The organism is Streptomyces sp. SLBN-118 (assembly GCF_006715635.1).
Classification (GTDB): domain Bacteria; phylum Actinomycetota; class Actinomycetes; order Streptomycetales; family Streptomycetaceae; genus Streptomyces.
Genome location: NZ_VFNP01000001.1, coordinates 1,594,039 through 1,606,216, shown reverse-complemented (window position 1 = coordinate 1,606,216; position 12,178 = coordinate 1,594,039). Strand labels below are relative to the sequence as shown.

Below are 12,178 nucleotides of genomic sequence, written 5' to 3'. Positions count from 1 at the left end.
CCCGCTACCGGCTTGCGCCGAAGTCCTGCGTCCACCAGGGGCCACCGTCCCCGAAGTGCACGCCGATGCCTATCTCCTTGAAGGAGCAGTTGAGGATGTTGGCGCGGTGGCCGGGGCTGTTCATCCACGCGTCCATGACGGCCGCGGCGTCGGACTGCCCCTGGGCTATGTTCTCGCCCAGCGTGGACCAGGCGTATCCGGCCGCCTCGACGCGGCCGGCCATCGTCGATCCGTCGGGCCCGGTGTGGGACATCACGCCTGAGTCGGCCATGACGTCGCTGTAGTCGTCCGCGGCCTTGGTGAGCTTCGCGTTCGAGGTCAGCGGAGAACAACCTGCCGCCGCACGCTCCTTGTTGACCAGGGAGAGAACCTGCGCCTCGGCGCCGTTCGACGACCCGCCGTCGCCGCCCGACCGTACGGTAGGCCGACTCGAACCACCGGTGCTGCTCCCGCTCTTGCTCTGCACCTTCGGGGCGGCGGTCGGACTCGCCGTCCGCTTCGGCTTGGCGGAAGCCTTGACGCTCGGGGTCGGTGAGGCGGTTGCGCTGGGTATCGCTGATGGGGAGGCGAGGGGCGACGCACTGCCCGCGGCGGCCTGGCCGTCAACCGGTACGGGAAGGTCACCGGCGGCATCGGTTGTGACCCGGCCTGCGTCGCCTCCGTGGCCGCCGCCGGTGGCAAGGGTGACACCGACGCCCGTCGTGACGGTGATCGCACCCAGCGCCAGAACGACGGTGCGCGCCCGCATCCCGCTCTTGGGGCGGGCGTGAGAGCGGGGCTGGTGGCTGGCGGCTCTTCGGGAACCCATACGTGCAACACCTCGGAAGGAAGACGGCTGAGCAAGCGGGATCCCGGCAGACGCAGCGCGCCCACCGGGATCACGGTGGGGGGTTGACGAGAGCGTAGGCCGATCCGTGCGTCAAAAGGCCCCGGGGGAGGGCTTCTTCAAGAAGCCATAAGAAAGCCCTAAGACTCACGACGGGTATCTGGGCATTGCCGGGCGGCTTGCGCGCGGGCGCACCCTCTTGTGGGCAGGCGCCGCCTATGGCATATAGGTCTGGACCATTGCGTCGACCGCGGAGGTCCGACTGTGCAACGTCCCCCCACACTCACCGCGTTGGCCTGCGCCGCTGTCCTCCTGGTGGCTGCCTGCGGCGGCGAGAACAGAGACACCGAGAACCCGTCGCCTCCCGCTGGGGTGACGGCTCAAGCAGGCAGCGCCACGTCCGTGCACGTCATGTGGGAGCAGGCCACCGACAACAAGGCCGTCACCGGCTACGAGGTGTTCCAGCAGGGCGCTAGGGTCAAGACCCTGCCCGCCACCAGACACATGGTCGACATCGACCGGCTGAGCCCTCGGACCTCATACAGCTTCACCGTCCGGGCGCGCGATGCCGCAGGGAATCTTTCCGATCCGAGTACCGCCGTGCCCGTCACCACCCCGGCCCCCACGCCGGAGGACCACAAGACGCCCTCGCGGCCACTCAAGCTGCGCGGCCGGGTCGTGGGAAGCCGCGAGGCCAGCCTGTCCTGGGCGCGTGCCGCGGACGACGTCGGCGTCGCCTCGTACGACATCTACCAGGAGGACTCCCGCATCCACAGCGTGAGCGGCACCGAGACCACGGCCCGCGTCACCGGGCTGCGGCCGGGCACCGTCTACACCTTTACCGTGCGGGCACGTGACGCCGCCGACAACTCCTCACCGGACAGCAACGCCGTGGACCTGACCACGGTGTCGGCGCCGGGAAAGGGGCGCAGCACGGCACCCACCGATCTCAAGGCGACTGCCCGCAAGGGGAACATCGACCTGAGCTGGACGCCACCGCAGACCGGTGGTCCGGTCAAGGAGCATCAGCTGTTCCTGAACGGGAAGTTGGCCACGACCATCGTCTGGGGTGCCCAGCCGCCCGCCGGGACGGCGGCGTACACGATCACCGTCACGGACAAGCCGGGCACCCGCTACAGCATCAAGCTCCGGGCCCAGCTGCCGGACGGCAAGTGGGGTGACTTCTCGGCGCAGCGCACGGTCGTGGTCCGTTGAGGTGCTGTGGCCAGCGTGTTGGTGACATCTGGGCACCGACGCTACGGTCGTGCCCCCTCCGTAGACCTCCGGCTAAAGACCGCCAGGTGTCCGTAGGTGGTGCGTGTCATGGTGTCGAACCCGGAAAGCTGCGCGAAGCGGGTCGCGTCGACCGCGACGCTGTCGGGGAGAGGCGCGGTCGGTGACGCGCCCTCGCAGATCACCGAGTCCCAGGCGACGTGCGGGCTGAGCCCAGCGCGGTCGAGCACGAACCCACGGCATGAGTCACGGAGTTGGTCGAGCGTTTGCACCAGCGCCGCCACCACCTGCTCACGCTCCGGCTCCTGCAGGTCACTGAGCTCGTGGACGACAACGGTCGTCTCGTCATCCAGCCGTCGCACCCGGAGAATCGTGAAGGTGTCCGAAGCGAACCAGAGGTGGAGCGCGACCTCGCCGTGACCGGGATCGGCGAGAACGTCGGCCAGGTCCCCCGAGTCCCGCACAAGCCGGGCGTCTCCACCGTCTTTCCCCGTACGGAACAGGGAGATGTCACCGGTGAGGGGATGACGAGCCTTCAGCCCTGCCGCCTCCAGACTCTCCAGCAGCCGGCTGCTGCTCTGTGAGGTCAGATAGGACAGGTACCAGGAGAAGAAACCGTCCGCGCCTTCCTTGCCGCCTGCCCCAGTGGCGAAGGGAAGTCCACCGAAAACATCCCGAACGATCTCCTCGACGCGGTCGCGTGACACTGCCGGAGCGGTGTAGCGCGTGGAGCGCATTGTCGCGAGGAAATCTTCCGGCAATTCTGCGTGGTACCGCTTCACGTAATGGTGTAGTTCGATCGGCCACATCCAAGTGCCGTCGGTGACGAGTGATCCGGCTCCCGGAATCCACTCGTCGCCCGTAACGACATCCCGTTCCGCCCCCATGGCGCTGAAGATCTCGGTCCCCGATGAAAGGTACGCCAGGATTCCGGACTCGTCATCCATCCCATGCGGTCGAACAGCATCATGAATCGACGGAGCGGAGAGGTCCGCGTCCTGAGGCTCGAATTCGCGAAAGAACCCCACTCGCTTGATCATTGTGTCTCCGTTGATCGTTCCGCTATTCGGCCATTGGCAAGAAATATTCGCCAGTAGCCGTTGTTGCCAATCTGAGGCGTCTGCCCGGGGCCCAGGTCGGGCGATGTTCCAACCTTGTTGGTCGGTGCGTACACCGGCACCCCAAGGTCGTTGGCCACCCTCTGGGCGAGAGGGAGTTCCACGGAGTTCGGCGCGGCGTAGCCGGAGTGGCACGAGATGAGACGTACCGGGCCGCCGTCGCAGTTCGCTGCCGCACAGTACGCGTGGGCCCACGACGCCCCCGGTGCTGTGCGCTGTGCGGTACCGGGGGCGGAGTCCAACAGAAACGGCAGACGTCAGCCGGTCAGCTGCTCGTACGCGGGCAGCGTCAGGAAGTCCGCGTAGTCGGCGTCCAGGGAGACGCGCAGCAGTAGGTCGTGGGCCTGCTGCCACTTGCCCGCCGCGAACGCCTCCTCGCCGATCTCCGCGCGGATCGCCGCCAGTTCCTGTGCCGCGACCTTGCGGGCCAGCTCCGGGGTGGCGAGCTCGCCGTTCTCGAAGACCACGCCCGCGTTGATCCACTGCCAGATCTGGGAGCGGGAGATCTCCGCGGTCGCCGCGTCCTCCATCAGGTTGAAGATCGCGACCGCGCCGAGGCCGCGCAGCCATGCCTCGATGTAGCGGATGCCGACCTGGACGGCGTTGCGCAGACCCTCGTACGTGGGCCTGGCGTCCAGGGAGTCGATGGCGATCAGGTCGCCCGGCGCCACCGAGACATCCTCGCGCAGTCGGTCCTTCTGGTTGGGCTTCTCGCCCAGCACCGCGTCGAAGGAGGCCAGCGCGATCGGGACCAGGTCGGGGTGGGCGACCCAGGAGCCGTCGAAGCCGTCGGCCGCCTCGCGGTCCTTGTCGGCCTTGACCTTCTCGAAGGCGACCTTGTTGACCTCGGCGTCGCGGCGGGACGGGATGAAGGCCGCCATGCCGCCGATGGCGTGGGCGCCGCGCTTGTGGCAGGTGCGGACGAGGAGTTCGGTGTACGCGCGCATGAACGGGGCGGTCATCGTCACCGCGTTGCGGTCCGGGAGCACGAACTTCGCGCCGCCGTCACGGAAGTTCTTGACGATGGAGAAGAGGTAGTCCCAGCGGCCGGCGTTGAGCCCGGCCGCGTGGTCACGGAGTTCGTAGAGGATCTCCTCCATCTCGTACGCCGCCGTGATCGTCTCGATCAGGACGGTCGCGCGGACGGTGCCCTGCGGGATGCCGACGTAGTTCTGCGCGAACACGAAGATGTCGTTCCAGAGCCGGGCCTCCAGGTACGACTCCGTCTTCGGGAGGTAGAAGTACGGGCCCTTGCCGAGGTCGATCAGGCGCTGCGCGTTGTGGAAGAAGTACAGGCCGAAGTCGACCAGTGCGCCCGGGACCGGGCGGCCCTCGAACTGCAGGTGGCGCTCTTCGAGGTGCCAGCCGCGCGGGCGCATCACGACGGTCGCGAGTTCATCGTTCGGCCGCAGAGCGTAAGTCTTCCCGGACGCCGGGTCGGTGAAGTCGATCTTCCGCTCGTAGGCGTCGATCAGATTGCGCTGGCCGAGGACGACGTTCTCCCAGGTGGGGGCCGAGGCGTCCTCGAAGTCGGCGAGCCAGACCCTGGCGCCCGAGTTCAGGGCGTTGATGGTCATCTTGCGGTCGGTGGGTCCGGTGATCTCCACCCGGCGGTCGTTCAGCGCCGCGGGGGCCGGAGCGACCTTCCAGGAGTCGTCCGCGCGGATCGCGGCGGTCTCCGGGAGGAAGTCCAGGGTGGAAGTACGGGCGATCTCGGCGCGGCGCTCGGCGCGGCGGGCGAGAAGCTCGTCACGCCGCGGCGTGAACCGCCGGTGCAGCTCAGCCACGAAGGCGAGGGCCGCGTCGGTGAGAACCTCTTCCTGCCGGGGCAGGGGCTCGGCTTCGACGATGGCCAGCGGGGACGGCGCTGGTGCGGACATGAGCTGTCACTTCCTTCAGCGGGCGGTGCCCGACGGCCGCCGGGCGTGCTGATACGGCACTCGGTGCCGCAAGAGCCGAGGTGCGGTCGCGGGCGCCGTCTGGGTGTCGGGCGCTTCTGACCAGTGGATAGTAGTTTCCTCATGGTGGAAGTTCAATGGTTTGTTGATATCGAGATTCTCTGGGTCGACAGACCGTGTCGCTGAGTGCCACGCCGCTCACTCAAGGTGCGCCAGATCCTCAGCCGTGTCGATGTCGTACGCCTCGGCCACATCGCCGCACTCGATCAGCGCGAGCGAGGACTCGTGGTCTTTGAGATAGGCGCGGGCACCGCGGTCGCCGACCGCGCCGGCCGTGATCTCCTGCCAGTGCCCCGCGCCGAAGAGCACCGGATGGCCGCGCTCACCCCCGTACGCGGCCGCCGCCAGCGACTGACGGGAGCGGCAGGCGGCCCGTACGCGGGCCACCGCTTCGGCGCCGATGCCCGGCTGGTCCACCAGCGAGACAAGAGCGGCGTCCGCCGCCGTGGCGGACAGCGACTGAAGGCCCGCACGCAGCGAAGAGCCCATGCCCTCCTCCCAGTCGGGGTTGTCGACGAGTACGCAGCCGGGCAGATCGGCCTCCTTGCGTACGCGGTCGGCGGCCGCACCCAGCACCACATGCACGGGACCGCAGCCGCCCTCGCGCAGCACGCGCACCGCGTGCTCCACCAGCGGCCTGCCCCGGTGCGTCAGCAGCGCCTTCGGGCGTCCGCCGAGCCGCCGTCCGCCGCCCGCGGCGAGCAGCAGTCCGGCCACGACCGGTTCCATCCTTGGTTCTGCGACGTGTGCCATAAGGACTCCCTACCTCATTTCCGGGCGAAGCGCTGCGCCGTCCGTCTGCCGCGGGCGCCCATCCGGAACCGCCCGCTCGAAGGCTGTCGTCTGACCTGGAGAGCCCGAGGTGACCTTGGATAAGGTGCATCTCCAATGCTGAACTTCGCCATGGGGGACGAGAGTCGATGAGTGGGCGCGCACACCAGGGAACGGTCTTTCAGCCGCTGGGCGAAGACGATCCGCGGCACGTCGCCGGATACAAGATCGCCGCGCGGCTCGGCGCCGGCGGCATGGGCAAGGTCTATCTGTCGTACACACCCGGCGGGAGGCCCATCGCCATCAAGGTGATCCGGCCCGACTTCGGCCAGGACGCCGAATTCCGCCGCCGCTTCGCCCAGGAGGTGCAGGCCGCGCAGCGAGTGCAGGGCCTGTACACCGCCCCTGTCATCGACGCGGACGCCGAGGCCGAACAGCCCTGGCTGGCCACGGCGTACGTCCCCGGGCCCTCCCTCGCCGACGCCGTCGCCGAACACGGCAAGCTCCCGGTCGAGACCGTGCTGCTGCTCGTCGCCGGAATCGCCGAGGCGCTGCAGATCATCCACGGTGCGGGCATCGTCCACCGTGACCTCAAGCCCGCCAATGTGCTGCTCGCCGCGGACGGGCCGCGCGTCATCGACTTCGGCATCGCACGGGCCGCCGATGCGACGTCGCTCACCAGCAGCGGTGTCACCATCGGCACCCCGTCCTTCATGGCCCCCGAGCAGGCGGCCGGCAGCCAAGTCACCCCGGCCACCGACATTTTCGCCCTTGGCCAGGTCGCGGCGTACGCGGCGACCGGCAAGGCGGCCTTCGGCGAGGGCACGTCGCACGGTGTGCTCTACCGGATCGTCCACGAGGAGCCCGACCTCACCGAACTCCCCGAGCAACTGCGGGAGTTGGTGACCCGCTGCCTGGTCAAGGACCCCGAGGGGCGGCCGTCGGTCGCCGAACTCCTCACCATCTGCCAGTCCGCCAATGCCGAAACGGTGCTGCGCCGTCCCGAGGAGTGGCTGCCCGGCGCCGTCGCCGCGGAGATCACCACGCGCAAGGCGGCCCCCGCGCCGCCCGCGACCCCGCCGGGCGGACAGGCCCCGGCCGCGTACGCTCCCACCGCCCCGGCTCACCCCCCGACCGCGCCCGCCGCCGCTGCGCCGATGCAGGCTCCTCCCGGACCCGGCCAGGTCCCGGCGCCCGGCCAGGTCCCGGCGCCCGGCCAGACCCCGGCCGCGTATGCCCCCACCGCCGCGGCCACGCGACCGACCCCGCCGCCCGGCTTCGGCCCCCCTCAGACGCAGCCGCCGACGTACGGCTACCCTCACCAGCAGGCTGCCCCGCCGCAGTACCACCACCAGCCGGTGCAGCCGTACAACACCCTCGCCGCACCCACCGCGCCGCCCAAGAAGAAGACGGGGCGAAATCTGGCCATTGCCGTCGTCGCCACTCTGGTGGTCGGCGCGGTGGCCGGAGGCCTCCTGTACCTCGCCCTCGGCGACAAGGGCAACGACAAGGGCAATCAGTCGCAGGGCAGTGGCAAGGCCGGCAGTTCGCCGAACGCGGGCGGTAAGGGAGGCGCCACCCCGACCCCTGGGCAGAGCAAGTCGTCGACGCCCGCGGCTGCGCCGGACCCGGCGCCCAAGACGTACAACGGCCTCAACGTCACGGACGATTACGGCATCACCCTCGGCGACGACCCGCTCAAGCCGGTATCGAGCGACTCCGGCACCGTCGACGTCGAGCACGAGTGGTACCTCGGCACGATCGAGGCCCGGAACGCAAAGCTGATCCTGCTGCGCCCCGGCCAGAACGCCGATCTGGAGACCTGCCGGTCGGAGACGCGGTTCGCCACTGTGCTCAAGATCGAAAACCTGTCGAAGGGCGCGAAGTTCTGTGTGCTGAGCGAAACGGGGAACGTAGGCGTGGTGACCTACCAGGGGAGGTCGCCCGAGTCGGACCCCAGCCACTACATCACCCTCGATGTGACGGTCTGGCGCGGCGCGATCGACTCCGTACAGCCTACGTACTGATTTCGGTCGGCGGAGTGGCGCGCACCGCGCCGGATGACGTTAACTTGCCCGCGACCCCGGGCGGCTGACCATCGACCCACGGGTCGCCGAGGCGGCACATGGGTGTGCGAGGGGAAGAACTTTTGTTGCGGAGCGTGGGGCAGACGCGGGTGACGGAGAGCGGCGAGGACCCTAGGGCGACGGAGCTGCGCGCTGCCATCTCCCGGCTCCGCCGCGAACTGGCCGGTCATCCGGGCGAGTTCCCCGACCGGGGGATCGCCGAGGACGAACTGGCCGTGCTGGCGGCGATGGTGGCGGCGGGCGATCCCGAAGTCCCGCGGATGCGGCGCTCGTTGCTGCTGATCGCCGGGGCGATCGGGTCGGTGAGTGCGTTGGCGCCGGGGCTGCTGAAGGTACGGAACGCGGTGGACCTGTTCGGCGAGGTGCCGCGCTAGGAGTCTGAGTCAAACGCCGGACGGGGTGAATACGGGACGGGCTCAGCCGCGGATCAGGCGGCGGGACCGGGCCGTTGCCACCGCCGACGTCCGCGAGTCCACCCCCAACTTCGCGTAAATATGGACCAGATGGGACTTCACCGTCGCCTGGCTCAGGAACAGTTCCTTGCTGATCTGCAGATTCGACAGGCCGTCCCCCACCAGTTGCAGCACCTCCAGCTCCCGCTTCGTCAGTGCCTCCGACGGCGTCCGCATCCGGTCCATCAGCCGGTGCGCCACGGCCGGGGCGAGCGCCGACCTGCCCGATGCCGCCGTGCGGACCGCCGCGGACAGTTCCTCCGGCGGTGCGTCCTTGAGGAGGTAGCCCGCCGCGCCCGCCTCCACCGCCGCCAGGATGTCCGCGTCCGTGTCGTACGTCGTGAGGACCAGCACGCGCGGCGCGTCCGGGAGGGCGCTGATCGCCGCCGTCGCCTCCGAGCCGTGCATACCGGGGCCGAACTGGAGGTCCATCAGCACCACGTCGATGCCGCCCGCCGCGGCCCGGACCACCGCCAGTTCCGCCGTGGCCGCCTCCGCGACCACGGCGAAGTCGGGCTCGGTGTCGAGGACCGCCCGCAGCCCCGCCCGTACGACGGGATGATCGTCGGCGAGCAGCAGGCGGATCGGCGCTTTCATGCGGAAACCTGCGCCGGAAGGGGCAGCGTCAGCGCGAGCGCCGTGCCCTGGCCCGGGGCCGACTCCACGCTGAGCGTCCCGCCGAGCGACCGCGCTCGCGACCGCATCGCGGGCAGTCCGAACCCGCCGTCCCCGCCCGGCACCGGCGCCGCGGTCGTGGGGTCGAAGCCCCGGCCGTCATCGACGACGTCGAGCGAGACCGAGGTGTCCATGAAGCTGAGCGTGATCTCGGCCCGGCCCGCGGCGGCATGGCGCACAGTGTTGGCGAGCGCCGACTGCGCGGTACGCAGCAGGGCGACCTCGTACGGAGTGGGCAGCTCGACGGGCGTACCGCTGATGCCGAACTGGACGGCGGGCCCGGGCCCGGATGCGAGCGTGCACAGGCGCTCCAGCGCGCCCGCAAGCGAGCCGCGCTCCAGATCCGGCGGCGTCAGGGCGCGTACAAAACGCCGCGCCTCGGCGAGGTTGTCCTGCGCGGCCTGCCGGGCCCGGCGTACATGCACGGCGGCCGGAGCGTCCTCGGGCAGGGTCCGCTCGGCGGCGCGCAGCAGCAGCTGGATGCTGGACAGCCCCTGGGCGAGAGTGTCGTGGATCTCCCGGGCCAGCCGCTCACGTTCGGCCAGCACCCCGGCCTGGTGCTCTGCCTCGGCGAGCTCCGCCCGGGTGGAGATGAGTTCCTCGATGAGCTCGCGGCGTGTCTCGCTCTCCCGGTACAGCGCGCGATAGCCGAGCACGGTCGCGACGGCGACGGCCGCGCCGAGCAGCGGCCCGATGAAGGTGCCCGGGGTGATGGTCCTGCCGTGCAGCAGGAAGCTTCCGATGGCGGCGCCCGCGGTGACCGCGACGGCGGGCAGCCCCCAGCGCACCGGAAGCAGGTGCAGCAGCAGGAAGTACAGCGGGAAGGCGGCCCACAGGCCGTCGGGGGAGAGGGCGAGCAGCGCCAGCCAGGCCGCGCCGAGTGCGGCGAGCCAGAGCGCGGCGGCGCGCGGCGAGCGGTGCACGGCCGGACTCAGGACACCGGCGGCGTACACAGCGGCCGTCACGGCGGCGGCCGCCACGACGGCGTGGGCGTGCGGGGTGCCGTCCGCCACGGCCCGTATCGCGGCGAGGGCGAGCAGCCCGGCCAGCAGCGCGTGCAGGCACAGCGGCAGCACGCGCAGGACGGGGGTGAGGGTTCGGGAATCCATGGTCGTCCCAGCGTAAGCGGGGGGCGCGGGCGCGAGGTCAACCAAAGGATTGATGTGAGTACGCACCGAGGCGCGATGTTCGCGAGGCCCTCGTACCGGAGGCTGAGCCCATGTTCGTCGCATGGAGAGATCTGCGGTTCGCCAAGGGCCGGTTCGCCCTGATGGGCACGGTGGTCGTGCTGATCACGCTGCTGGTGGGGCTGCTGTCGGGGTTGACCGCCGGGCTGGCCCGGGAGAACACCTCGGCCGTCACCGGCCTGCCCGCCGACCACATCGCCTTCGCCGCCCCGCCCGGCGGCCGGCCGGTGTCCTTCACCAACTCGTCAGTGAACGAGGACCAGTGGGTGAGCTGGGCGCGGCAGCCCGGCGTCACCGGAGCCCACCCCATCGGCATCCGTACGCTGAACGCCGCCGCCGGGGACCGTAGCGCCGCCGTGTCGTCCTTCGGTGTGGAGCCCGGCTCCGGGCTCGCGCCGCGAGGCCTCGCCCCGGGCCGTGTCGTCCTCTCCGGGAAGGCGGCGAAGGAGCTGGGCGTCGGCGCGGGCGACCGGATCAGGATCGGCAGCCTGGACGAGCGCGTCGCGGCGGTCGAGGGCGATGCCTCCTTCGGCCATACGCCGGTGGTGTGGACGGCGCTCGACGACTGGCAGCGGATCGGGAACTCCGGCACGGCGGTCGGCAAACAGGCCACCGTCATCGCGCTCACGACGTCGGACGGCGCGGGCGGCGTGGACCTCGCGGCCGGTGACAAGGCGGCCGGTACGAAGACACTCGGCGTCGGTGAAGCCCTGACCGCGATCGGCTCCTACCAGGCCGAGAACGGCTCGCTGCAGCTGATGCGCGGCTTCCTCTTCGTGATCAGCGCCCTGGTCATCGGGGCCTTCTTCACGGTCTGGACGATCCAGCGCAGCGCCGACATCGCCGTTCTGAAGGCGCTCGGCGCGTCGACGCCGTACCTGCTGGGGGACGCGCTGGGGCAGGCGGTGACGATGCTGGCGGCCGGAACACTCCTCGGTACCGCTCTGACCGCCGCGATCGGCGCACTGATCGGCGGCGGTGACGTGCCCTTCGTACTGGCGGCGCCGACCGTGCTGCTGCCCGCCGCCGTGATGATCGTGCTCGGCGTCCTCGGCGCGGCCCTGTCCATCCGCCGGATCACCGCCGTCGACCCCCTGACCGCCCTCGGGAGCGCCCGATGACCTCTGCAACCTCTGCGACCGCCGCGAGTCTGCTGCTCGACGACGTGACCCTGACCTACCCCGACGGCGACGGGCGGCTCACCGCGCTGGATTCCGTCTCGCTGGAGGTCACCGCGGGCTCGCTCACCGCCGTCGTCGGCCCCTCCGGCTCCGGGAAGTCGAGCCTGCTCGCGGTCGCGGCGACCCTGGTCACCCCCGACCGGGGAAGGGTCGTCGTCGACGGTACGGACACGGCCGGCCTGGACCGGGCAGGCAAGGCCGCGCTGCGGCGCGAGCGCATCGGCATCGTCTTCCAGCAGCCCAATCTGCTGCCGTCCCTGACGGCGGCCGAGCAGTTGCAGGTGATGGCCCATCTGTCCGGGCACCGAACGCGCGAGGTGGGCGCCAGGGCCCTGGACCTGCTGAACGCGGTCGGCCTGGCCGACCAGGCTCACCGCCGCCCACACCAGCTCTCGGGCGGCCAGCGCCAGCGCGTGAACATCGCCCGGGCGCTGATGAACGAGCCCGCGGTGCTGCTGGTCGACGAGCCGACCAGCGCCCTGGATCATGAACGGGGCGCGGCGATACTGGACTTGCTGGGCGCCCTGACACGGGAGCGGGGGACGGCGACCGTATTGGTCACCCATGACCTGGCACATCTGGAGCGGACCGACCACACCGTGACGATGGCGGACGGGCGGCTTGCGGCCCTGCCGGTCGCGGGCTGAGCCACCGCCCGCCCGCGACTGTTCAGAGGGCGATGCGGCGTTC

Annotated in this window: 11 protein-coding genes; 5 read left to right on the top strand and 6 right to left on the bottom strand. The window is 70.5% G+C overall.

The window, feature by feature from the left end:
- Positions 1 to 4 precede the first annotated feature (4 nt).
- Positions 5 to 808, bottom strand: a complete 804-nt coding sequence (locus FBY35_RS07220; protein WP_142212977.1) for a CAP domain-containing protein — start codon at positions 806 to 808, stop codon at positions 5 to 7.
- 390 nt (positions 809 to 1,198) lie between these two features.
- Between FBY35_RS07220 and FBY35_RS07215 the strand changes: the two genes are divergently transcribed.
- Positions 1,199 to 2,041, top strand: a complete 843-nt coding sequence (locus tag FBY35_RS07215; RefSeq protein ID WP_399208239.1) for a fibronectin type III domain-containing protein — start codon at positions 1,199 to 1,201, stop codon at positions 2,039 to 2,041.
- Positions 2,042 to 2,082: 41 nt separating this feature from the next.
- On the opposite strand, the gene FBY35_RS07210 is transcribed toward FBY35_RS07215, so the two are convergent.
- The 3 genes from FBY35_RS07210 to FBY35_RS07195 form a co-directional block, all read right to left on the bottom strand.
- Entirely contained in the window at positions 2,083 to 3,006 is a 924-nt protein-coding gene (locus tag FBY35_RS07210) for a hypothetical protein (RefSeq protein ID WP_142212975.1), read from the bottom strand.
- A 428-nt stretch (positions 3,007 to 3,434) separates the two neighbouring features.
- Entirely contained in the window at positions 3,435 to 5,057 is a 1,623-nt protein-coding gene (aceB, locus tag FBY35_RS07200) for a malate synthase A (RefSeq protein WP_142212974.1), read from the bottom strand.
- A gap of 216 nt (positions 5,058 to 5,273) precedes the next feature.
- Entirely contained in the window at positions 5,274 to 5,888 is a 615-nt protein-coding gene (locus FBY35_RS07195; RefSeq protein WP_260848545.1) for an NTP transferase domain-containing protein, read from the bottom strand.
- Positions 5,889 to 6,055: 167 nt separating this feature from the next.
- Here FBY35_RS07195 and FBY35_RS07190 point away from each other — a divergent pair, with 167 nt between their 5' ends.
- A complete protein-coding gene (locus FBY35_RS07190) occupies positions 6,056 to 7,933 on the top strand; it encodes a serine/threonine-protein kinase (RefSeq protein ID WP_142212973.1) in 1,878 nt (625 codons plus the stop codon).
- Positions 7,934 to 8,055: 122 nt separating this feature from the next.
- On the top strand, positions 8,056 to 8,367 hold the full coding sequence (locus FBY35_RS07185; protein WP_142212972.1) for a DUF5955 family protein: 312 nt from the start codon (positions 8,056 to 8,058) through the stop codon (positions 8,365 to 8,367).
- A gap of 42 nt (positions 8,368 to 8,409) precedes the next feature.
- On the opposite strand, the gene FBY35_RS07180 is transcribed toward FBY35_RS07185, so the two are convergent.
- Both FBY35_RS07180 and FBY35_RS07175 read right to left on the bottom strand, forming a co-directional pair.
- Positions 8,410 to 9,042 (bottom strand): response regulator transcription factor, encoded by a 633-nt coding sequence (locus tag FBY35_RS07180; RefSeq protein WP_142212971.1) that lies wholly within the window; start codon positions 9,040 to 9,042, stop codon positions 8,410 to 8,412.
- Positions 9,039 to 10,229 carry a sensor histidine kinase gene (locus FBY35_RS07175; RefSeq protein WP_142212970.1) on the bottom strand — a complete coding sequence of 397 codons (1,191 nt, stop codon included), beginning with the start codon at positions 10,227 to 10,229 and terminating at the stop codon, positions 9,039 to 9,041. Before FBY35_RS07175 ends, FBY35_RS07180 begins: the two co-directional genes overlap by 4 nt.
- A gap of 110 nt (positions 10,230 to 10,339) precedes the next feature.
- On the opposite strand from FBY35_RS07175, the gene FBY35_RS07170 reads away from it, so the two are divergent.
- Positions 10,340 to 11,428, top strand: coding sequence for an ABC transporter permease (locus FBY35_RS07170; protein WP_142212969.1), 1,089 nt, complete (start codon positions 10,340 to 10,342; stop codon positions 11,426 to 11,428).
- Positions 11,425 to 12,135: an ABC transporter ATP-binding protein gene (locus tag FBY35_RS07165; protein ID WP_142212968.1), complete on the top strand. Its 711-nt coding sequence runs from the start codon at positions 11,425 to 11,427 to the stop codon at positions 12,133 to 12,135. The genes FBY35_RS07170 and FBY35_RS07165 overlap by 4 nt, the downstream gene beginning before the upstream one ends.
- Positions 12,136 to 12,178: the final 43 nt, after the last annotated feature.